Origin of the sequence: Allobosea sp. LjRoot9 (genome assembly GCF_964252745.1) — a bacterium.
Taxonomy (GTDB): domain Bacteria; phylum Pseudomonadota; class Alphaproteobacteria; order Rhizobiales; family Beijerinckiaceae; genus Allobosea.
The window spans coordinates 88,428-109,289 of the sequence record NZ_CAXUPC020000010.1 but is presented as its reverse complement, the minus strand read 5'-3'; the positions used below and the strand labels follow the sequence as shown (position 1 = coordinate 109,289).

General features: G+C 66.3%; 18 protein-coding genes. 1 reads left to right on the top strand and 17 read right to left on the bottom strand.

All coding sequences use genetic code 11. The features are described from left to right. Positions 1 to 4: 4 nt before the first annotated feature. The 9 genes from ACSQ3P_RS27030 to rimP all read right to left on the bottom strand — a co-directional run bounded on the left by ACSQ3P_RS27030 (position 5) and on the right by rimP (position 10,667). Positions 5 to 847: a carbohydrate ABC transporter permease gene (locus ACSQ3P_RS27030; RefSeq protein ID WP_436168547.1), complete on the bottom strand. Its 843-nt coding sequence runs from the start codon at positions 845 to 847 to the stop codon at positions 5 to 7. Beyond that, positions 844 to 1,767 (bottom strand): carbohydrate ABC transporter permease, encoded by a 924-nt coding sequence (locus ACSQ3P_RS27025; RefSeq protein ID WP_436168546.1) that lies wholly within the window; start codon positions 1,765 to 1,767, stop codon positions 844 to 846. Before ACSQ3P_RS27025 ends, ACSQ3P_RS27030 begins: the two co-directional genes overlap by 4 nt. A gap of 7 nt (positions 1,768 to 1,774) precedes the next feature. Continuing rightward, positions 1,775 to 3,031 (bottom strand): extracellular solute-binding protein, encoded by a 1,257-nt coding sequence (locus tag ACSQ3P_RS27020; protein WP_436168545.1) that lies wholly within the window; start codon positions 3,029 to 3,031, stop codon positions 1,775 to 1,777. 193 nt (positions 3,032 to 3,224) lie between these two features. After that, positions 3,225 to 4,184, bottom strand: a complete 960-nt coding sequence (gene truB, locus ACSQ3P_RS27015) for a tRNA pseudouridine(55) synthase TruB (RefSeq protein ID WP_436168544.1) — start codon at positions 4,182 to 4,184, stop codon at positions 3,225 to 3,227. Continuing rightward, complete coding sequence (rbfA, locus tag ACSQ3P_RS27010) at positions 4,177 to 4,626, bottom strand: 30S ribosome-binding factor RbfA (protein WP_436168543.1); 450 nt, start codon at positions 4,624 to 4,626, stop codon at positions 4,177 to 4,179. The genes truB and rbfA overlap by 8 nt, the downstream gene beginning before the upstream one ends. Positions 4,627 to 4,781: 155 nt before the next feature. Beyond that, positions 4,782 to 7,643 (bottom strand): translation initiation factor IF-2, encoded by a 2,862-nt coding sequence (gene infB / locus ACSQ3P_RS27005; protein ID WP_436168542.1) that lies wholly within the window; start codon positions 7,641 to 7,643, stop codon positions 4,782 to 4,784. Further along, positions 7,640 to 8,350 (bottom strand): RNA-binding protein, encoded by a 711-nt coding sequence (locus ACSQ3P_RS27000; protein ID WP_436168541.1) that lies wholly within the window; start codon positions 8,348 to 8,350, stop codon positions 7,640 to 7,642. The genes infB and ACSQ3P_RS27000 overlap by 4 nt, the downstream gene beginning before the upstream one ends. Before the next feature lie 32 nt (positions 8,351 to 8,382). Continuing rightward, positions 8,383 to 9,978, bottom strand: coding sequence for a transcription termination factor NusA (gene nusA / locus ACSQ3P_RS26995; protein WP_436168540.1), 1,596 nt, complete (start codon positions 9,976 to 9,978; stop codon positions 8,383 to 8,385). A gap of 5 nt (positions 9,979 to 9,983) precedes the next feature. Continuing rightward, the gene (gene rimP, locus ACSQ3P_RS26990) at positions 9,984 to 10,667 is read right to left on the bottom strand and encodes a ribosome maturation factor RimP (RefSeq protein ID WP_436168539.1); all 684 of its coding nucleotides are present in this window, start codon (positions 10,665 to 10,667) and stop codon (positions 9,984 to 9,986) included. Positions 10,668 to 11,038: 371 nt separating this feature from the next. Here rimP and ACSQ3P_RS26985 point away from each other — a divergent pair, with 371 nt between their 5' ends. Beyond that, complete coding sequence (locus ACSQ3P_RS26985) at positions 11,039 to 12,127, top strand: DUF2336 domain-containing protein (protein WP_436168538.1); 1,089 nt, start codon at positions 11,039 to 11,041, stop codon at positions 12,125 to 12,127. Here ACSQ3P_RS26985 and trmB read toward each other — a convergent pair. From trmB to miaB, 8 genes are all read right to left on the bottom strand, one after another. Then, the gene (trmB, locus tag ACSQ3P_RS26980) at positions 12,102 to 12,794 is read right to left on the bottom strand and encodes a tRNA (guanine(46)-N(7))-methyltransferase TrmB (protein ID WP_436168537.1); all 693 of its coding nucleotides are present in this window, start codon (positions 12,792 to 12,794) and stop codon (positions 12,102 to 12,104) included. The two genes, ACSQ3P_RS26985 and trmB, sit on opposite strands and share 26 nt — an antisense overlap. 264 nt (positions 12,795 to 13,058) lie before the next feature. Then, positions 13,059 to 14,264, bottom strand: coding sequence for a methionine adenosyltransferase (gene metK, locus ACSQ3P_RS26975; protein ID WP_436168536.1), 1,206 nt, complete (start codon positions 14,262 to 14,264; stop codon positions 13,059 to 13,061). Positions 14,265 to 14,425: 161 nt separating this feature from the next. Continuing rightward, positions 14,426 to 14,839 carry a helix-turn-helix domain-containing protein gene (locus tag ACSQ3P_RS26970; RefSeq protein ID WP_092172562.1) on the bottom strand — a complete coding sequence of 138 codons (414 nt, stop codon included), beginning with the start codon at positions 14,837 to 14,839 and terminating at the stop codon, positions 14,426 to 14,428. 131 nt (positions 14,840 to 14,970) lie between these two features. Further along, positions 14,971 to 16,566, bottom strand: a complete 1,596-nt coding sequence (gene lnt / locus ACSQ3P_RS26965; protein WP_436168535.1) for an apolipoprotein N-acyltransferase — start codon at positions 16,564 to 16,566, stop codon at positions 14,971 to 14,973. Further along, on the bottom strand, positions 16,566 to 17,558 hold the full coding sequence (locus tag ACSQ3P_RS26960; protein ID WP_436168639.1) for a hemolysin family protein: 993 nt from the start codon (positions 17,556 to 17,558) through the stop codon (positions 16,566 to 16,568). Before ACSQ3P_RS26960 ends, lnt begins: the two co-directional genes overlap by 1 nt. After that, the gene (ybeY, locus tag ACSQ3P_RS26955; RefSeq protein ID WP_436168534.1) at positions 17,552 to 18,121 is read right to left on the bottom strand and encodes an rRNA maturation RNase YbeY; all 570 of its coding nucleotides are present in this window, start codon (positions 18,119 to 18,121) and stop codon (positions 17,552 to 17,554) included. Before ybeY ends, ACSQ3P_RS26960 begins: the two co-directional genes overlap by 7 nt. Then, positions 18,118 to 19,206, bottom strand: a complete 1,089-nt coding sequence (locus ACSQ3P_RS26950) for a PhoH family protein (RefSeq protein WP_436168638.1) — start codon at positions 19,204 to 19,206, stop codon at positions 18,118 to 18,120. The genes ybeY and ACSQ3P_RS26950 overlap by 4 nt, the downstream gene beginning before the upstream one ends. A gap of 249 nt (positions 19,207 to 19,455) precedes the next feature. Next, complete coding sequence (gene miaB, locus ACSQ3P_RS26945) at positions 19,456 to 20,826, bottom strand: tRNA (N6-isopentenyl adenosine(37)-C2)-methylthiotransferase MiaB (RefSeq protein WP_436168533.1); 1,371 nt, start codon at positions 20,824 to 20,826, stop codon at positions 19,456 to 19,458. Between the last annotated feature and the right edge of the window lie 36 nt (positions 20,827 to 20,862).

The following is a 20,862-nucleotide window of genomic DNA, read 5'->3' as shown; positions in this document are numbered from 1 at the left end:
CGGCCTATTTCACGACGCCCTGCGTCATCCCGGCGATGAATTGGCGCGATAGCACGATGTAGACCAGCGTGATCGGCAGCGCCGCGATGGTGAGCCCGGCGAACAGCATGCCCCAGTCGGTCGCGTATTCGCCGATGAATGTGGTCAGGCCCTGTGGCAGCGTCTTGCGCGCATCGCTCTGGATGAAGATCAGCGGGAAGAAAAAATCGTTCCAGACCGGCACGGCGTTGTGGATGCCCGCGATCACCAGGGGCGGCTTGCACAAGGGCAGCATGACCGACCACATGATGCGCGGCTCGGAAGCACCGTCGATGCGGGCGGCGTCCTCGAGTTCGCCCGGTAAGGTGCGCAGGAAGCCCGTCATGATGAAGACGGTCGATGGCAGCCCCATCGCGACATAGATCAGGATCAGCGAGAGCCGTGAATCGATCAGCCCGAGCCCGTTCATCTGGACGAAGAGCGGGATGATCGCGAGTTTCAGGGGCAGCATCAGCCCGGCGAGGAAGATCAGGAAGATCGGCGTCGCCAGCGCAAACCGGTAGCGTGCGATCGCATAGGCCGCCATCGTCCCCAGTATCAGGATCAGCGCGACCGAGACGCCCGTGACCAGGATCGAATTGCCGAGATAGCGCAGGAAATTGGCTTCCTCGACGATACGGACGAAATTGTCGACATTGCTGAAATCGGGCGGCGCGAAGGGCCTGGCGAAGATCTCCGCCGTCGGCTTGAAGGCGGCGAACACCATGATCACGATCGGGTAGAGCATCAACGCCGAGTTCAGGATCAGCACGAGCTGGACCATGCCGGCGCTGGCAAGATCGCCGGGACGAGCGAGCCAGCGCGTCACAGCACGATCTCGCGTCGGCGCAGACGGATCGTTGCCGCCGTCGCGACGGCCGCCATGAACAGGAAGAGCAGTGTCGCCAAGGCCGAACCATGGCCAAAATCCTGAACGCTGGCACTCTGGTTGCCGAAGGCGAGGCGGTAGAACACGAGGCCGAGCACATCTGTCGAACCGAAGGGCGAACCTTCGAGACCGGTCATCAGATAGGGCAGCTCGAACCAGTTGAAGGCGCCGATGAAGAGCAGGGTGAAGGTCACCGTCGCGCTTGGCGCCGCCAGCGGCCAGACGATGCGGCGCAGAACCTGGATCTGGCTCGCTCCATCGAGTTCGGCGCTTTCCAGGACTTCGCGCGGAATGCGCTGCATGCCCGCAAGGAAGACCAGCGTCGGGAAGCCGATCCAGTGCCAGGCATTGGCGAAGATCAGGGCGGCAAGCGCGGTGCGGCTGTCGCCCAGCCAAGGCAGAGCGAGGTTGCCCAGCCCGGCCGCGTTCAGCGCGCCGTTCACCGCGCCGAAATTCGGATGAAGCAGCAGCTTCCACAGGAAGGCGACGATCACGCTCGACAGGATGACCGGCAAGAAGACCGCGACCCGGTGAAAGCGAAAGCCGAAGGGCTCGCGGTGCAAGAACCAGGCGAGCAGGAAACCGCCGCCGTTCTGGACCACGAGCAGGGCCGCCAGCACGATCAGGTTGTGCCCGAAGGCGCGCATGATCGGCTGCGCGTAATGCGGCTTCGTGAACAGGTCGACGAAATTTTCAAGCCCGACGAAGGCCTCGCGCGACAGGCCATGCCAGGAGAAGAAGGCGTAAGAGAACGCTGACAGGATCGGATAGACCACGAACACCGCCATCACCGCCAGAGGCGGCGTGACGAGGAACGTCACCCAGACCCGGTGGCGGGTGGCCGAACCCATATCCGGCATGACTCAGCTATTTCTTGAACGGCGCATAATAGGTCGCGATGCCCTTGGTGATCTCGGCGCCGACTTCGGCGGGCGTCGTCTGCCCGGCGAGCATCTTCTGCACGCCTGCTTGCAACAGCACCGAGCCGGAGGGCTCCTGGTAGCGGAAATGCACCAGCATGAGGTACGACATCGCGCTTTCGTTGAGCTTCATCACCTGCTGCACCGCCGGTGCGTCAGCTTTGACGCCCTTGATCGGCGAGACGTTCTGCAGGGTGCCGCTCAGCATCGTCCCGAACTCTGGCGTGCCGAGCCAGCGCACCAGCTTCAGCGCCGCCTCCTTCTTGTCTGTCCTGGCGTTCACGGCATAGCCGCCATCGTAGAAAACGGCGACAAGCGACGGCTCGCCAGTCTTGGCGGGCGGGGAGGCGAAGACGCCAAGCTTGAGGCGTGGATTCTGTTTCTGAAAGGCCGCGACCTCGTAGGAGCCGCCGGCAAACATCGCCGCGCTGCCGGCGGCGAAGAGCTGCTGCGACGAGGCGTAATCGATGCCGGAGAAATTCGGCGCGAAATAGTCCTTGAGCTCGTTCAACTTGGTCAGCGCGCCGACGAAGCGCGGATCGGTGAAATCCGCCTTGCCCGAAAGCAGGTCGGCCTCGAACCCCTTGCCGAGCAGGGATGAGAGCAGCGCCTGAACGATGGTCTCGTTCTGCCAGGCTGTGGCGGTGCCGTTGGCGAACGGCGTCACACCCTTGGCCTTGAGCGCCTTGCACAGGGCCACGAGTTCGTCCCAGCTTCCAGGCGGGGTGACGCCGTGTTTGGCGAAGAGTTCGGTGTTGTAGACCACGAGCATGGTCTGCGAGGCGAAGGGCAGCGCGTAGACCTTGCCGTCGGCACGCAGGCTCTCGGCCGCCAACGCCGAATCGGGGAAATTGGCGGTTTCGGGCGCGTTGGCCTTGTCGAGCGCCATCAGATAACCGGGCTTGGCGATGCTCTCGAGATTGCCATAGGCCCGCACCTGCATCACATCGGGCCCACGCCCTCCCGCCAGCGCCGTCGACAGGATGGTCTGGTAGTTGGCGGGCTCGAAGCCCTCGAATCTGACCTTGATGCCGGGATTGGCTTTTTCGAACGCCTGGAAGAACGTCTGATAGGCTGCGCGATCCTCCTGACGCCAGGTCCAGAAGGTCAGCTCCGTCTGCGCGGCGGCGATGCCGGAGAATCCGCCGACAAGTGCGACAGCGGCCCCGGCGGCGATGCTGAGGCGGCGAGTGATCGCGATCATGGTTTTCGTCCCCTGACGTCGGGCCGCATCTGGTCGCGCAGCGCCGGCTCTATGGTCTCTAACAGGTCTGCCCGCTCCAATCTATTTTGGCCGCTCGGCCGATGCAATCGCGATTCAGAGTGGAGTGCAATAAGACCAGTTCGAGACCACAGGCGCCGCCAGGAATGCAACGCCGCCAGAAAATGACCGGAAACTACAGGTTGAAGACGCGATGCGGCACCAGCTCGCCATTGTCGATCGAGCCGGTCGCGATCAGCACGCCGCCCGAGGTCGCGTAGACGGCCTGCGCTTCGACCGGTGCGTCGCGCCCGCGCAGCAGCACGCTCTGGCCGCGCTTCAGGCGCAACGCCGCGTCGCGATGGACGACGATCTCAGGAATCAGCGACAGCGCGGTCTTCACCGGCAGGAGCGCGGCGGTCGCCGCCTCCGGGCTCTCACGCAGGCTCTCGACGCTGGCAGCATCTGCGACGCTGAACGGGCCGACACGGGTGCGCCGGAGATGGGCGACATGCCCCAGGCAGCCGAGCGCCAGGCCGAGATCGCGTGCGATCGCTCGCACATAAGTGCCCTTGCCGCATTCGGCCTCGAAGGTCGTGGTCTCGGCGCTGTGGCTGACGATGCGCAGCGCATCGATCTCGACGGGCCGCGCCTGCAGCGTCACCTCCTCGCCCTCCCGGGCGAGATCATAGGCACGCTCGCCAGCGATCTTGATGGCGGAGTATTTCGGCGGCACCTGCTGGATCGTGCCGGTGAAGCGCGGCAGCAGCGCGGTGATCGCGGCTTCCTCCGGACGGGTTTCCGAGGTGGCGATGACCTTACCCTCGGTATCGTCGGTGTCGGTCTGAGTGCCCCAGGCGACGGTGAACTGATAGGCCTTGCGCCCGTCCATGACGAAGGGAACGGTCTTGGTCGCTTCGCCCAGCGCGATCGGCAGCAGGCCCGAGGCGAGCGGATCGAGCGTACCGGCATGGCCGGCCTTCTTGGCGGAGAAAGCACGCTTCACCACGCTGACGGCATGGGTCGAGGTCATGCCGACGGGCTTGTCGAGCACGACCCAGCCATGCACGTCGCGCTTTTTCGGGCGCGGCGCGAAGCTGCGAGCTTCATCCTGCGCCGGCAGGGCGGCGTCTTCGGCAGCGGCGACCTCACTCATCGTCCTGCCCTCCCTCGTCCTGGTTCGGGTGGTCCTGCTGGATCCGCAGCGGCTGCTTCAGGATGTCCCGGCGCACCTTGTCGGAATAAAGCAGCGCATCGACGCGCTCGGCCTCGGCGAAGCTCTCATCCTGCAGGAAGCGGACATCGGGCGCATATTTCAGGTTCACGCGATGGGCGATCTCGCCGCGGATATAGCGCTTATGATCGGTCAGCGCCTTGAGCACCGGCTTCACGTCGCCGCCGCCGAGCGGCATGATGAAGCAGGTCGCGAGCTTCAGATCGGTTGAAAGGCGCACCTCGGGCACGGTGATGACGTGCTTGGCGAGTACATCGTCGTGGATGTCGCCGCGCGCGAGCAACTCGGCGATGGCATGGCGGATCAATTCGCCGATGCGCAACTGCCGCTGCGAGGGGCCGGAAGGTTTTGCTGGTCTTGCCATGGTTCTCGTTCTCCGGGATCGGACCGGATTAAACGTCATGGCCGGGCTTGACCCGGCCATCTCTTGAAGGATGAGGCGCTGGATGGCGCTCTTTTCGTCACGAGATGGTCGGGACAAGCCCGGCCATGACGCGCTTCCTTGGGGAAGCGGACGCTTTACAGCGTCCGCTTGATCTCCTCGACGCGGTAGCACTCGATGACGTCGCCCGGGCGCATGTCCTGGTAGTTCTCGAAGGACATGCCGCATTCCTGGCCGGCCACGACTTCCTTGGCGTCGTCCTTGAAGCGCTTGAGCTGGGCGAGCTTGCCCTCGTGAACCACGACATTGTCGCGGATCAGGCGGACATTGGCGCCGCGCTCGATCGTGCCGTCGGTGACGCGGCAGCCGGCGATCTTGCCGACCTTCGAGACCGCGAAGATCTCGAGGATCTGGGCATTGCCGAGCATGGTTTCGCGCAGGGTCGGAGCGAGCAGGCCCGACATCGCAGCCTTAACGTCATCCACGAGGTTGTAGATGATGTTGTAGTAGCGGATTTCGACGCCGGCCCGTTCGGCCGCCTCGCGCGCTTCCTTATGGGCGCGCACGTTGAAGCCGATCACGGCAGCGCCCGAAGCCTGGGCCAGCGTGATGTCGGATTCGGTGATACCGCCGACGCCCGACTGCAGCACGCGGGCGCGCACCTCGTCGTTGCCGACCTTCTCAAGCGTGCCGACGATGGCCTCGACCGAGCCCTGCACGTCGCCCTTGACGACGAGCGGGAACTCCTTGCGGCCGGCGCCTTCCTTGAGGTCGCGCATCATGTCGGCGAGCGAACGGCCCGCCGCCGAGCCGCCGCCACGCGCGGCGATGCGGTCGCGCTTCTGGCGCTCGCGGTAATCGGTGATCTCGCGGGCGCGGGCCTCGGATTCGACCACCGCAACGCGGTCGCCGGCCTCGGGCGTGCCGTTGAAGCCGAGCACCTCGACGGGAAGCGAAGGGGGGGCTTCCTTGATATGAGCCCCGGTGTCGCCGATCAGGGCACGCACGCGGCCCCATTCCGAACCCGCCACGACGATGTCGCCGGTGCGCAGCGTGCCGCGCTGGACGAGAACGGTCGCGACCGGGCCACGGCCGCGATCGAGCTTGGCCTCGATCACGGTGCCTTCGGCCGGCCGGTCGGGATTGGCCTTGAGATCGAGCAGTTCGGCCTGCAGCGCGATCGCCTCGAGCAGCTTGTCGAGATTCTTGCCGGTCTTGGCCGAGACCTCGATTTCCAGCGTCTCGCCGCCCAGCGTCTCGACCTGGATCTCGTATTGCAGCAGCTCGGAGCGGACCCGCTCGGGGCTGGCGTCGGCCTTGTCGATCTTGTTGATCGCCACGATCAGCGGCACGCCGGCCGCCTTGGCGTGATTGATGGCCTCGACCGTCTGCGGCATGACGCCGTCATCGGCCGCGACCACGAGCACGACGACGTCGGTGACCTTGGCGCCGCGGGCGCGCATCGCCGTGAAGGCGGCGTGACCGGGCGTGTCGATGAAGGTGACCTGTGCGCCCGACGGCGTCTTCACCTGATAGGCGCCGATATGCTGGGTGATGCCGCCGGCTTCGCCGGTGACGACATGCGTCTGGCGGATCGCGTCGAGCAGCGAGGTCTTGCCGTGGTCGACATGGCCCATGATGGTGACGACGGCCGGGCGTGGGAGAAGCGTGTCCTCGGGATCAGCTATGTCGAACAGGCCGCCTTCGACGTCGGAATCGGCGACGCGCTTGACGGTGTGACCCATTTCCTCGGCGACGAGCTGGGCCGTGTCGGCGTCGATCACATCGGTGATCTTGTGCATCGCGCCCTGCTTCATCAGCAGGCGGATGACATCGACGCCACGCTCGGTCATGCGGTTGGCGAGTTCCTGGATGGTGATCGTCTCGGGAACGATCACCTCGCGCATCACGCGCTCCTTGGCGACGTCCGAGGCGCGGTGCCCGGTCATGCGCTGGACACGACGACGGAAGGCCGCGACCGAGCGCGTGCGCTCGTCATCGCCGCCGGTTGCGGTCGACAGCGTCAGGCGGCCACGCGGCTTCTCGCCGACCTTGGGAGTTTTTGGCGCGGGCACGGGTGCGCCACGCGGCGGACCGCCGGCAAAGCCGCCGGGACGACGGAACGCGGGACGCGCCTCGGCGTCATCGGGACGGCTGCGCGGCGCTGCCGTGGAGGGCGCCTGGCGCGTGGGCCGGGTGATGGCTGGCTCGGCCGGTGCAGTCGTATCGACCGGGCGCGGCGGGCGCGGGGTGTCGAGGCGCGGCGGACGCGAATCCAGACGGGGCGGGCGAGCACCGATATCGCGCATCGGTGTACGCGGGGCGAAATCGGGACGCGGCCCGGAAGGAGCCGGACGGGGCGCCTGGGCGTAAGCAGGCGCCGGGGCTGCCGGCGCAGCCGCCGGGCTGTCGCCTTGCGGAGCGGGCGCGGCGTCACGCGGCGGCTGGGGGGCTGCCGGACGCGGAGCCTGCTGCTCGTCATGCATGCGCTGGCGGGCAGCGCTTTCGGCGCGACGCTTGTGATCGTCTTCCTGGCGGCGACGCTCTTCTTCCTCACGCTGGCGGGCGAGGGCGGCTTCGCGCTCCTGGCGTTCGCGTTCGATCACGGCGGCGCGCTGACGCGCTTCATCCTCGGCGATGCGGCGCGCTTCCGCTTCACGGTCGCGCGAGTCGGAGAGTGCGCGCTGGCGCGCGTCCTTCTCGTCTTCCGAGAGCGTGCGCAGCAGCATGCTGCCGGCGGGCCGCGTGACGGGAGTAGGCGCCGGAGGAACCGGGCGCGGCGCAGCCTGCTGGACCTGAGGCTGAGGGGCGCGCGCGATCGGCGCCTCCTTGATCTCGGGGCCGCCTGCGCGTCGCTTGACCTCGACGACGACCTGCTTCGAGCGCCCATGCGAGAAGCTCTGCCGGACAGTGCTCTGTTCGACAGGACGCTTCAACGTCAGGGTCTTCGGGGGGCTGACCGTCAAGGTCTTATCGCCCGGGGTCTTGGTATCGCTCATTCCGCGTTCGGTCCTGCCGGTTCGGTCGTTTGTTCGTCTAAGGGGTCGGAGTGCGCCGGGTGGTCAGGCTCCGTCGCACCGACATCGTCCGTCCTGTAGCGGACGAGCCGACGCCAGCGGAAGAGGAAACCCTCGGCCGCCGGACCCGGAGCAAGCGCCGCATGTATCACATGTGCCCGCCCCAACGCCAATTCCAAATCCGTTGCCGCAAAAATTGCGACGACGGGTGTCTTTCGTGCCTTCAGGCCAGCGCCTTCACGGGCAATTTCGGCCCGCTTCATAGCTTGTCCGATCTTGCGGCGGCCATCCTCGGCGCCGTCGCTGGCTTCGATCACCGCTGCACAGCGGCCAGATCCGATCACGGCCTCGACCTTGGCGAAGCCGCTCGAGACCAGCCCGGCCTTGTTGGCCATCGCCAGGGCCTGCAGCGCATCGCGCAGCATCAGGCTATCGATCATCGCGACCAGATCGGCCGGCACGGTGATCTTCGCCTTGAGCGATCGCTCGAAGGCCTTGCGCTTCACCGCCTCGGTGACGGTCTTGGCGCTCAGGCTCGTCCAGACGCCTCGTCCCGGCAGCTTGCGCCGCAGGTCTGGCGTCAGGACCCCGTCGGGCCCGACCACGAAGCGGATCAGGTCGTCGGGCGATTTCACCGCCCGGCTCACGACGCAGCTGCGCTCTGGGCCGTCCTTCCGCGTCTCGCTCATCGAGACAGCCCGTTGCATCTGCGCGATCCGGCTCAGGCCTCGGCCGATTCTTCCGCGGCGTCCGCCTCGGTCTCTTCGGCAGGGGCCTCGATCCAGCCGGCCTTGACGCGCGCGGCCATGATCATGGCCTCGGCATCCTGGCGGGACAGATCATAGCCGTCGAGATAGCCGGCATGGCGGGTGGTTTCGCCATCCTTGCGCTCGGTCCAGCCAACCAGATCATCGGTGGCGCAGCCGGCGAGGTCCTCGACGTTCTTCACGTCGTTCTCGCCGAGCGCAACCATCATGGAGGTGGTGATGCCCTCGACCTCGCGCAAGTCGTCGGAGACGCCGAGCGCGCGGCGCTTCTCGTCGAACTCGGCTTCGATCGTGGCGAGATACTCCTGCGCGCGCGCCTGGATCTCGGCGGCGGTGTCCTCGTCGAAGCCTTCGATCGCGGCGAGCTCGGAGGGCTCGACATAGGCGACCTCCTCGACCGTGCGGAAGCCTTCCGAAGCCAGGAGCTGGCCGACCGTCTCGTCGACGTTCAGCGCGTTCATGAAGATCTCGGTGCGCTGCAGGAACTCCTTCTGGCGGCGCTCGGATTCCTCGGCCTCGGTCAGGATGTCGATGTCCCAGCCGGTGAGCTGCGAGGCGAGGCGGACGTTCTGGCCGCGACGGCCGATGGCGAGCGAGAGCTGCTCGTCGGGCACCACGACCTCGATCTTGTCGGCCTCCTCGTCGAGCACGACCTTGGCGACTTCCGCCGGCTGCAGGGCGTTGACGACGAAGGTCGCGATATCGGGCGACCACGGGATGATGTCGATCTTCTCGCCCTGGAGCTCGCCGACGACGGCCTGGACGCGCGAGCCGCGCATGCCGACGCAGGCGCCGACCGGGTCGATCGAGGAATCACGGCTGATCACGGCGATCTTGGCGCGGGAACCGGGGTCGCGAGCGACGGCCTTCACCTCGACGATGCCGTCATAGATCTCCGGCACTTCCTGGCCGAAGAGCTTGGCCATGAACTGCGGATGGGTGCGCGACAGGAAGATCTGCGGGCCGCGCGGCTCGCGGCGCACGTCGTAGACATAGGCGCGGGCACGGTCGCCGACCTTGAAGGTCTCGCGCGGGATCATCTCGTCGCGGCGGATGATCGCCTCGCCACGGCCGAGATCGACGAAGACATTGCCGTATTCGACGCGCTTGACCGCGCCGTTGACGATCTCGCCGATGCGATCCTTGTATTCGTCGTACTGACGGTCACGCTCGGCCTCGCGCACCTTCTGCACGATGACCTGCTTGGCCGATTGCGCGGCGATGCGGCCGAAATCGAAGGGCGGCAGCGGATCGGCGATGACGTCGCCGACCTGGGCTGCCGGATTATGGCGCTTGGCCTCGTCGACGGTGATTTCGGTCGCGCCGTTCTCGACGAGGTCGACGACCTGGAGATGGCGGGCCAGCCGGAGCTCGCCGGTCTTGGTGTTGATCTCGGCATGAACGTCGGTCTCGGCGCCGTAGCGCGAGCGCGCGGCCTTGGCGATCGCATCCTGCATCGCATCGACGACGATCTGCCGGTCGATCGATTTCTCGCGGGCGACCGCGTCGGCGATCTGCAGCAGTTCGAGCCTGTTGGCGCTGACGACCATGGCGCTCACTCCTCTTCCGTTGTGTCCTGCGGAGCCTGTCCGGGCTTCTTGCCCGGGCGCGGACCCAGCGATTTTCCCATGCCCTTCTTCGGGCTGGCGATCTCTTCGGCCGGCGGCATCTCGGGCGGCAGGCCCGATTTGCCGCGGCGCAGCGATTCCGTCACGAGCGCGTCGGTCAGCACGAGGCGGGCCTCGGCGATCAGCGACATCGGAATGGCGACGTCGCGCTCCTCTTCCGATTTCGCATCGTCGCGAGCGAGCAGGGCATTGCCGCCAGCCACGCCGCGCAAGATGCCGCGGAAGCGCTTGCGGCCGGCGACGACAGCTTCTGTATCGATCTTGGCGAGATGCCCGGCCCAGCGCGCGAAATCGCTCGCCCGCACCAGCGGCCGGTCGATTCCCGGCGAAGACACCTCAAGATGATAGGCGACCTGCACGGGATCATCAACGTCGAGCGCCGGCGAGACGGCCTGGCTGACGGCCTCGCAGCCCTCGACATTCATGGTGCCGTCGGGCCGCTCGGCCATGATCTGGACCGTGCAGCCGTTCTGGCCGGTAACGCGCACGCGCACCAACCTGTAGCCGAGATCGATGATCGCCGGCTCGACAATGGCCGCCACGCGCGCCGCCACGCCGCTTTCGACGACGAGGCGTGCCTCCTGCTCGGTGCTTGCTGTGGTCTCGTTCATACCTTGGCCGCCTGCATGGAGCTGAATGTCATCGGGCTCCAAACCAACTCATTGGACCATGACGTCGCCCGAAAACCGGTTTCCGCTCTATCGCTGACGCGGGTCTTCGGTGCGGCATCATGCTCTGGCCCCGGCAGGGCTTCGGCCAATAAAAAAGAGCGGGCCGGCAGGCCCGCTCTTGATCATCGGCTGATACCGAAACCAGAGCTGTTAGACGCTATTTAGTCTGGCTCGCCAACGCATGCAAGGTCTGGATCGATTGCGGGCCGGGATCGATCGATCCAGGAAGTCGCGCTTTCTCCGTTCACGCTAACCGGCTGGTCATTCTTCTTGCCGATAGTGCGGCCGCAGACGTTGCGTGAGGATGCTGCATGAGTTCGGTGAGTGCGCTGTTGCGCGATCTTGAAGCGACGATGACGCGTGGGTCGACTGACGACCGCACTCAGATTCTGGCTCGCCTGACCGACCTTTTCCTCAGCACTGCTGCGGGCATGGAAGAGGACCAGGTCAGCATTTTCGACGTGGTGATCGGCCGGCTTTCGCGCGCCATCGAGGTCCGGGCCCGTATCGAATTGTCGGAGCGGCTCGCTCCCATTCCCAATGCGCCGAGCGGCGTCGTGCGCCAGCTCGCGCTCGACGACATCGCCGTCGCCAGACCGGTGCTGATCGCCTCAAAACGTCTCACCGACCAGGATCTGGTCGCTGTCTCCGCTGCCAAGGGTCGCGATCACATGCTCGCCATCACCGAGCGGCCCGATCTCGGCGAGCCGGTTACGGATTTCCTGATTCTGCGCGGTGGCCGCGTCGTCACCCATGCGGTGGCGGCAAACCAGACCGCGCGCTTCTCACGTCATGGCATGGGCGTGCTGGTGATGCGGGCCGTCCAGGACGATGCGCTCCAGGCGACTTTGGGCTCGCGCAGCGACATTCCGGCCGAATTGCTCGATCAGCTCCTGGTCGCCGCCAAGAATTCGGCGCGCCGCCGCCTCACGGCGACGCTGGAGCCCTCGCTTGCCGGCGCGGTCGACATGGCCGTCGAGCGCGGTGCTCAGGCGATCGTCGCCGAGGCGCAGATGAGTGACGGCTACGCCAAGATCAACGCGGCCCTGATCGAGATCAACCGGCTCCACGAAGCCGGCCAGCTCGACGAGGCCAAGCTGGTCGAATTCGCGGCTGCGGGCGCCTTGGAGCATGCGATGTGCGCCGTTGCGGCGCTGGCGCAGCTTGGCCTGCCGGCGACCGAGCAGATCATCTTGGGTACGGACCGTGACGCCGTGCTCCTGGTCGGCCGTGCTCTCGGCTGGTCCTGGGAGACCACGCGCGCGCTGATCGGCCTGCGCAAGGATCTCGGCAAGTCGGAGGTCGCGATCGAGCGCGCCCGTCAGAGCTTCCGCACCTTGAACACGACGACCGCCCAGCGCGTGCTCGGCTTCCTCAGGATGCGCGACGCACAGCCGTAAGGTAGCTCGGCACGCGGCCCGCCGCGACGGCCTTCGCCTCGTAGCGCGTGCGGATCCAGCCGGGATAAGGCTTGCGCCAATCATCGGCGCGCTCATCCGTCCAGTCGAAATCGGGCGAGCGGGCGAGCCGCGCCAGCGTCCAGCCGACATAATCGTCGATGTCGCTGGCGAAGCGGAAGCGCCCGCCCGGGCGCAGACAGTGGGCGAACAGGCCAAGTGTGCGTTCGGAGACGAAACGCCGCTTGCGCTGGCGCCGCTTCGGCCAGGGATCGGGATAGAGCAGGTCGATCGCATCGAGCCCACCGGCCGGCAGGCGCGGCAGCATCAGCGCAGCGTCGCCGTCCCAAAGCCGGATATTGGTCAGCCCTTCCCGCTCGATGACGGCGAGGAACTTCGCCATCCCGTTGATGAAGGGCTCGACGCCGATGAAGCCGATCTGAGGGCTCTCGCGCATCCGCGACAGCAGATGCTCGCCGCCGCCGAAGCCGATCTCGAGCCGAACCGCCGTCACGGGCTGCGGAAACAGCGCCGCCAGATCGGTGATCTCGCCATCAGGCAGGCGCAGACGCGGCAATACGCCCTCGATCATCGCATTCTGGCCTTCGCGCAGGGCCTTGCCTTTGCGACGGCCGAAGAAGGCGCGGTCAGGATCGAAATCGTCGGTCATCATCATGTCTTTGGTACAAAGAGGTTCTTCAAAGGAAATACGGCGTCATTCCGGGCGCAGCCCCCGGGTCCGATCCTTGATCGGCTCAAGGATAAACTCCGCGTAGACCCGGAATCCATCATCGAGCGCGGCCTTCGATGGATTCCGGATCTACGCCGCTAGCGCGGCTTGTCCGGAATGACGGCGCGTTTCTAGCGCGATCTATCAAAAGAAAAAGGCCGGAGCCAAGGCTCCGGCCTGATGCAATTCAGTCGAAACCGTCGCTCAGGCGACGGCCTTCTTCAGCGCATCGACCAGATCGGTCTTCTCCCAGGAGAAGCTGCCGTCGCGGCCGGCCTTGCGGCCGAAATGGCCGTAAGCGGCGGACTTGGCATAGATCGGCTTGTTCAACGCAAGATGCGTGCGGATGCCGCGCGGGGTCAGGTCCATGACCTCGCCCAGAACAGCCTCCAGCTTCGCCTCGTCGACTTTACCGGTGCCGTGCAGGTCGACATAGATCGAGAGCGGCTTGGCGACGCCGATGGCGTAGGAGAGCTGGATCGTGCAGCGATCTGCGAGCCTGGCGGCGACGACGTTCTTGGCCAGATAGCGCGCGGCATAGGCCGCCGAACGGTCGACCTTGGTCGGGTCCTTGCCCGAGAAAGCGCCGCCGCCATGGGGAGCGGCTCCGCCATAGGTGTCGACGATGATCTTGCGGCCGGTCAGGCCGGCGTCGCCGTCGGGGCCGCCGATGACGAACTTGCCGGTCGGGTTGACGTGCCAGACGGTCTCCTTGGAGATCCAGCCTTCGGGCAGCGTCTCGCGGATATAGGGCTCGACGATCTTGCGGACGTCGGCCGAGGTCAGGCTCTCGTCGATATGCTGGGTCGAGAGCACGATCTGGGTGACGCCGACCGGCTTGCCGTTCTCGTACTTGACCGTGACCTGGCTCTTGGCGTCGGGACCGAGCTTGGCGGCGGAGCCTTCCTTGGCGTGGCGGGCCTTGGCCAGCACTTCGAGGATCTTGTGGGCGTAATAGATCGGCGCCGGCATCAGCTCGGGCGTCTCGCGGCAGGCATAGCCGAACATGATGCCCTGGTCGCCCGCGCCTTCATCCTTGTTGCCGTTGGCGTCGACGCCTTGAGCGATGTCGGCCGACTGGGCGTGCAGCAGCACGTCGATCTTGCACTTCTTCCAGTGGAAGCCGTCCTGCTCGTAGCCGATCGCCTTGATCGCCTTGCGCGCCGCCGACTTGACCTTGCTCTTCATCGCCTTCTCGTCGAGCGAGGTGCGGACCTCGCCGGCGATGACGACGCGGTTGGTGGTCGCCAGAGTCTCGCAGGCGACGCGCACCTGGGCCGAGTCCATGCCGGCTTTCGCCGCTTCCTTGAAGAACAGGTCGACGACCTCGTCGGAAATCCGGTCGCAGATCTTGTCGGGGTGGCCTTCACCGACGGATTCGCTGGTGAACAGGTAATTCTGGCGTGACACGGTCAGATAACCCTTCGAATGGGGTTGGCGAATGACCGGCGTGACGACACGATCGGCCCACGAAAACGGCCACCCTCTTTGCAGCGGGCGCGTTCGCCGTCAAGCCGGAAATCCGTTTTTCGGGAGCCGTGTTCGTCAGGACGAACAAAAAGAGAGCTAGATCACGCGATTCCGCTGTCTTCTTCCGCCAGCGCCTCGACGAGATCGACAATGCGCCGTCGCACCCGCCCGCTCTTGATGCGCACGAAAGCCTTTGTCAGCTGCACGCCTTCGCTGGTCGCCATGAAGTCGGAGACATAGGCTGTCGAGGCGGCATCGGAGAAGCCGCCCGCCGGCATGTCGCCGGTCGGGGCTCCGTCGAAGAAGAAGGAGACCGGCACGTCCAGCATCTTGGCGATCTGCTGCAAGCGGCTGGCGCTGATGCGGTTCGAGCCTTTTTCGTATTTCTGGACCTGCTGGAAGGTCAGTCCGAGACCCTCGCCGAGCCTCTCCTGGCTGACTCCAGCGAGCATTCGGCGCATCCGGACACGGCTTCCGACATGGCGGTCGATCGGGTTGGGCACTTTTTTGATCATGAATCGACCACCCTCGGGTCAGTTTTCTTGGAAATCTATCATCCGGCAGGCATGAATTTATTTTAGCAATTTATATGCTTCCAGCGGGAACAGCCATCCCTTTCGCAGGAAAAAAGTTCCAGATGGGATGATCAACCCGCTCGAACCCGCGCAAGCAGCAAGAACAGCGCAATGAGCCCCACTAAAGCGGCATCTCCGAATTGTGCATAGAGCGTAACGGGAGCTGCTTGCGGCAAGTTTGCATCGAGAACACCCTGTGTGCCTAGGGGCAAGCTGGCTGTGATGCGGCCATAACCATCGATCACCGCCGAGATTCCGGTATTGGCGACACGTACCAGCGGCAGCCCTTCCTCGATGGCGCGCATCCTCGCCTGGGCCAGGTGCTGGTAAGGTCCGCTGGTCTGGCCGAACCAGCCGTCATTGGTCAGGTTGAGCATCAGGCCTGGGCGCGGGCCCTGCTGCGGCATGACCTCACCGGGGAAGATCGCCTCGTAGCAGAGCAGCGGCGCGACCGCGGGCAGGCCGCGGATCGAGAGCGGAGTGTGCCGCGTGCCTGCCGCGAAGCCGCCGGGAATCGAGACGAATTCCGACAGCCCGACACTGCGGATCAAGCGTTCCAGGACCGGCGGCAGATACTCGCCGAAGGGCACGAGATGGACCTTGTCGTAGCTCGAGACGATCACACCTTCGTCGTTCACGACCTGCACCGAATTGAAGATCGGCGGCCGGCTTTCGCCGGGCAGCGCCTCGCCTGCCCGCGCCGCGCCGGTGATCAGCGTCGTGTTCGGCGGCAAGGCCGCGGCGATGCGCGCGAGCGCCTGGGGCGAGCGGCCGAGCAGGAAGGGAAAGGCCGATTCCGGCCAGATCAAATGCGTGACGTCCTGCACGCCGAGCGTCGAGGGGCTCGTCGCCCGGTCGCTGAGCGCGAGATATTCGTTCAGAATCGCCTCGCCGTTACGGGCGTTGAACTTGGCGTCCTGCGCCAGGTTCGGCTGCATCAACCGCAGCTTCACGCCGGCAACCACGGGCGCCGCCGCGTTCGGGACGTGCCAGGCGCCAAAGCCGATGAGAGCGGCAAGCGTCAAGACGGAGAGGATCGGCGCGCGCCAGCGCCTCACGCCGGCCTCGGCCGTGCCGAGGGTCGCAGGCGCCGCGCCGATCGCGACCGCCAGCAGCGTCAATCCATAGAGCCCGCCGAGCGCGGTGAATTGCGCGATGAAGCCCTGGCCGGCCAGCATCATGCCGTAGACGTTCCAGGGAAAGCCGGTCAGCACATGGCCGCGCAGCCATTCGCTGACGGTCAGCGCCACGGCGAGCATGAGGATGCGTCCCGCCCCGGCCGGCCAGAGCAGCCGTGCGCAGCCGAAGGCCACTGCCGGGAACAGGGCGAGAAAGGCCGGCAGGGCGACGACACCGAGCGGCATCGCCCAGGCGAATTTATCGGCCTCCACCAGGAAGGCCGCGCCCAGCCACCAGAGGCCGGCGAGAAAGAAGCCGAAGCCCCACCACCAGCCCGCCGCGAAGGCCGCCCTGAAGCGGCTCGACGCTGTGGCGCCGACGGCTCCGTCGATCAGCCAGACGGCGACGGTCATGGGCACGACGATCAGCGGCCAGAGATCGAGCGGGGGCAGGGCGAGCGCGCCGCTGGCGCCCGTAACGAGCGCGATCAGGCGCTTGCGCCATCCCCAGGAGAGGATGATCCCGTCGGCCAGCGCAGAGAGCCGCATCAGCCGGCTTCCGCCTGCGGCGCCGTATCGGGGGCCGCCGTGCTGCGCCGGAGAATGCTGAGCCGCTTGATTCGGCGAGGATCGGCCTCGATGATCTCGAAGGACAGGCCTTCCGGCCCCTCGATCGTCTCGCCCTGCGCCGGTACGCGGCCGGCCAGCGTCACGATCAGCCCGCCCAGCGTGTCGATCTCCTCGGCGACTTCCGTATCCGAGAGATCGATGCCGGTCGCATCCTTGAGTTCGTTGAGCGTTGCGCGCGCATCGGCGGTGAAGCGGTCCTGGCCCGTGGCGGCGATCGCGGGAGCTTCGTCGAGATCGTGCTCGTCCTCGATGTCGCCGACGACGATCTCGACGAGATCCTCCATCGAGACCAGCCCGTCCGTTCCGCCATACTCGTCGATCACGAGGGCGATATGCGTCCGTGTCGCCTGCATCTTCACGAGCAGGTCGACCGCGGGCATCGAGGGCGGGACATAGAGCACGGGGCGCAGGATCTTCGCACTCGCCAGCGTGGTCGAGAGGTCGACCGCGGCGAGATTGTGCAGCGCCGGCTCCGACAGGCCAGGGCTCGGCTCGGACTTGCCCTGTTCGGCGATGAATTCCAGGAAGTCGCGGATATGGACCATGCCGCGCGGGTCATCGAGCGAATCGTCGAAGACCGGCAGGCGCGAATGGCCCGCCGTCCGAAACAGCGCCAGCAATTCGTCCAGCGTCGCATCGGCGGGGACGGCGATGATATCGGCGCGCGGCACCATCACGTCGCCGACGCGGCGCTCGCGCAGGCTGAGCACATTGGAGAGCATCACGCGCTCCTGCGCGCTCAGATCGGCCGATTGGCCGCTGTCGCGGTCCTGCGCCAGCGCTTCGGTGATATCCTCGCGGATCGTCGCGCCGCTGCGCATGCCGAGCCGTTCGAGGAACTGGCCAAGCCAATGGGAGAGGCCACGACCGGTGGCGTCTGTCTGGGTAGATCGACTGTCGTCGCTCATGATGCTGTGGAGAGAACCGGGGTTGGGGCGAGCGGCTCTGAGTCCGCATAGGGGTCGGCGATGCCGAGCCGGGCGAGCGCCGCGATCTCGAGCGCTTCCATCCGTTCGGCCTGCGCTGGTGTTTCGTGATCCTCGCCGAGCAGGTGCAGCAGGCCGTGTATCACAAGATGGCTGACATGGTCGCCGAAATCCTTGCCCTCGTCCTGCGCCTCGCGGGCAATCGTCTCATAGGCCAGGACGATGTCGCCGAGAACCGGGCTGCCAGCGATCCGCTCAGGCGGCGCGGCCGGAAATGAGAGAACATTGGTTGGCTTGTCGAAGCCGCGCCAGTCGCGGTTGACCACGCGGATGCGCTTATCATCGGTCATCAGCAGGCTGAGCTCGGCGCCTTCGAGCGGCGTGATAGGCGCAACGGCGAGCGCGGCCTGCGTCGCATCCGCCACGCGCTGGCGCAGATCGGCAAGCTCGCGCCAGCGTTTCGCCTGGATCCTCAGCGCCAGGGTCAACTCCGGCGCGGGCCTGTCAGCATGCGGCGCCGAGCGCCGCATGCGAGGTCGGTCGTTCATCGCGGCCGCTCCCGCGACAAGGTGCGCTTCAGGCCCTCGGTATCGTCTTCGATCGGGGGCTGGGGCTCGAGTGCGCGCAGCCGCTCCTCGCGTTCCTCGCGCTCACGCCGGGCCGCGCCCTCATAGGCCATGACGATGCGGCGCACGAGATCGTGACGGACGACGTCGCCCTCCTCGAACTTGGCATAGCCGACGCCCTCGACGCCTGAGAGCAGCTTGACGGCCTCGATCAGGCCCGAGCGCTGGCCCGGCGGCAGGTCGATCTGGGTCGGGTCGCCGGTGATGATCATGCGCGAGCCCTCGCCGAGGCGGGTCAGGAACATCTTCATCTGGACCGAGGTCGCGTTCTGGGCCTCGTCGAGCAGCACGACGGCGTTGGTCAGCGTGCGTCCGCGCATGAAGGCGAGCGGCGCGATCTCGATCATGCCGGTCTGCAGGGCGCGCTCGACATGGCGGGCCTCCATGAAGTCGTTCAGCGCGTCGTAGATCGGCCGCAGGTAAGGGTCGACCTTCTCGCGCATGTCGCCGGGCAGGAAGCCGAGCCGCTCGCCGGCCTCGACAGCCGGGCGCGACAGCACCATGCGCTCGACCACACCCTGCTCGATCAGCGAGACGGCATGGCCGACGGCGAGCCAGGTCTTGCCGGTGCCGGCCGGGCCTTCGGCGAGGACGAGTTCGTTGCGCTTGAGCTGGCGCAGATAGGCGTCCTGCGCAGCATTGCGGGCGCGCACCGGTCCGCGCTTGCGCGTCACGATCGCGTCAAAAGAGGCCTTGCCGGCGTCGGCGGCCGGGAAGAAGGAGCGTTGCACATTGCTCTCCTCGATCGCGCCATCGACCTCACCGAGGGTGACGGAAGCGCCGGCCTTGGCCCGCGTATAAAGCGTCTTCAGCACGCGCCCGGCCTGTTCGGCGGTCTCGCGCGGGCCCCTGATGGTGGCGTGGTTGCCGTTGGGGCTGATCACGACGCCGAGACGCCGCTCCAGATGCGCGAGATTCTGGTCGTAATCGCCGAAGACAAGGCTCGCCAGCCGGTTGTCATCGAAGGAGAGCAGGACCTCGGTGGCGGGCAATCCGTCGCGCGTCAGGGTCTCGACGCGTGCCGGCGTCGTCTCACGCCGTGGGCCTCGTTCCGGTCTCGGGGTCACCTGGTCAGCCTGTGCCAATAGCGTCGTCTCCCTGGCGAGTGGGCCGGCCGGACAGGAGCGTGAGGCCGGGTCGTCTTGCAATGAGCCGTCTTGCAACGCGTCGTCCTGCAACATAACCGAACGCAACAATCTCAGTCTGATGACAGGCGCTGCCCTGCCTCAAGAAAATCGGGTCGAACCGGGTCGCGTTCAAGCCGCCAGTCCCTTTCTCGGAACCTCGTCCGGCCCGGCCTTGCGGCCAAACAGCGAGTTGGACCCCGCCCGCTCGATCACCACCTGAACCTTGTCGCCGATCTGATTCGACTCAGTCTCGATCTGCACAGCCTGAAGGTAGGGGGTTTTTCCCGCAAGCTGTCTGGGGTGGCGGCCCACACGTTCCAGCAGCACCTCGACGGTGCGCCCCACCATGGCGTGGTTGAAAGCCTGGCGGTGGTGCTCGATGCGCTCCTGCAGGCGCAGCAGGCGCTCGCTCATCACCTCGGGCGCGACCTGCTCGCCGAGATCGGCGGCGGGCGTGCCGGGGCGCGGCGAATATTTGAAGGAATAGCTCGAGGCGAAGCCGATCTCGTCGACGAGGCGCAGCGTGTCCTCGAAATCGCTGTCGCTCTCGCCGGGAAAGCCGACGATGAAGTCCGAGGACAAGGCGATGTCGGGTCGCGCCGCCCGGATGCGCTCGATCAGGCGGCGGTACTCGTCGGCGGTATGCTTGCGGTTCATCGCCGCCAGAATCCGGTCGGAGCCCGCCTGCACCGGCAAATGCAGGAAGGGCATCAGCTGCGGCAGGTCGCGATGGGCGGCGATCAGATCGTCGGCCATGTCGCGCGGATGGCTCGTGGTGTAGCGGATGCGGCCGATGCCGGGCACCTCGGCGACGCGCTGCATCAAGCGCGCCAGGCCCCAGACGGCACCGCCGGGGCCTTCGCCGTGATAGGCGTTGACGTTCTGGCCGATCAGCGTGACGTCCTGCACGCCCGAGGCCGCCAATCGCTCGATTTCGGTCATGATCTGCGCGACAGGCCGCGAGAATTCCGCGCCGCGCGTATAGGGCACGACGCAGAAGGCGCAGAACTTGTCGCAGCCTTCCTGCACGGTGACGAAGGCCGAGATACCGCGCTGGCGGATCGCCTTGGGCGTGGGCGCCGGCAAATGTCCGAATTTGTCGTCGATCGGCAGGTCGGTATCGACGGTGCGCCGGCTCGCGGCCTCCGCCAGCAGGGCCGGCAGGCGGTGATAGGCCTGCGGGCCGACGACGAGATCGACGGCCGGCTGCCGGCGTTGGATCTCCGCACCTTCCGCCTGCGCGACGCAGCCGGCCACGACGATCTTCGTGTGCTGTCCGTTGGCCTTCTGCGCGACCTTCAGATCGCGCAGCTTGCCGAGCTCGGTATAGACCTTCTGCACGGCGCGGTCGCGGATATGGCAGGTGTTGAGCAGGATCAGGTCCGCGCCTTCGGGCGTCGCGGTCTCCTCATAGCCTTGTTCGCTCAGGATATCGGCCATGCGCTGCCCGTCATAGACGTTCATCTGGCAGCCGAAGGACTTGATGTGGACTTTCTTCATCGTGGCGGGTCGGGTCTCCAAACCGTCTCCTTACTC

Excerpts from the sequence above, each read along its gene's own strand:
- truB (WP_436168544.1), bottom strand. The coding sequence starts at position 4,184 with ATGAGTGAGGTCGCCGCTGCCGAAGACGCCGCCCTGCCGGCGCAGGAT.
- ACSQ3P_RS26970 (WP_092172562.1), bottom strand. The coding sequence starts at position 14,839 with ATGATCAAAAAAGTGCCCAACCCGATCGACCGCCATGTCGGAAGCCGT.
- ACSQ3P_RS27020 (WP_436168545.1), bottom strand. The coding sequence starts at position 3,031 with ATGATCGCGATCACTCGCCGCCTCAGCATCGCCGCCGGGGCCGCTGTC.
- ACSQ3P_RS26985 (WP_436168538.1), top strand. The coding sequence starts at position 11,039 with ATGAGTTCGGTGAGTGCGCTGTTGCGCGATCTTGAAGCGACGATGACG.
- infB (WP_436168542.1), bottom strand. The coding sequence starts at position 7,643 with ATGAGCGATACCAAGACCCCGGGCGATAAGACCTTGACGGTCAGCCCC.
- nusA (WP_436168540.1), bottom strand. The coding sequence starts at position 9,978 with ATGGTCGTCAGCGCCAACAGGCTCGAACTGCTGCAGATCGCCGACGCG.
- lnt (WP_436168535.1), bottom strand. The coding sequence starts at position 16,566 with ATGCGGCTCTCTGCGCTGGCCGACGGGATCATCCTCTCCTGGGGATGG.
- ybeY (WP_436168534.1), bottom strand. The coding sequence starts at position 18,121 with ATGAACGACCGACCTCGCATGCGGCGCTCGGCGCCGCATGCTGACAGG.
- rbfA (WP_436168543.1), bottom strand. The coding sequence starts at position 4,626 with ATGGCAAGACCAGCAAAACCTTCCGGCCCCTCGCAGCGGCAGTTGCGC.
- ACSQ3P_RS27025 (WP_436168546.1), bottom strand. The coding sequence starts at position 1,767 with ATGCCGGATATGGGTTCGGCCACCCGCCACCGGGTCTGGGTGACGTTC.
- trmB (WP_436168537.1), bottom strand. The coding sequence starts at position 12,794 with ATGACCGACGATTTCGATCCTGACCGCGCCTTCTTCGGCCGTCGCAAA.
- rimP (WP_436168539.1), bottom strand. The coding sequence starts at position 10,667 with ATGAACGAGACCACAGCAAGCACCGAGCAGGAGGCACGCCTCGTCGTC.
- miaB (WP_436168533.1), bottom strand. The coding sequence starts at position 20,826 with ATGAAGAAAGTCCACATCAAGTCCTTCGGCTGCCAGATGAACGTCTAT.
- ACSQ3P_RS27000 (WP_436168541.1), bottom strand. The coding sequence starts at position 8,350 with ATGAGCGAGACGCGGAAGGACGGCCCAGAGCGCAGCTGCGTCGTGAGC.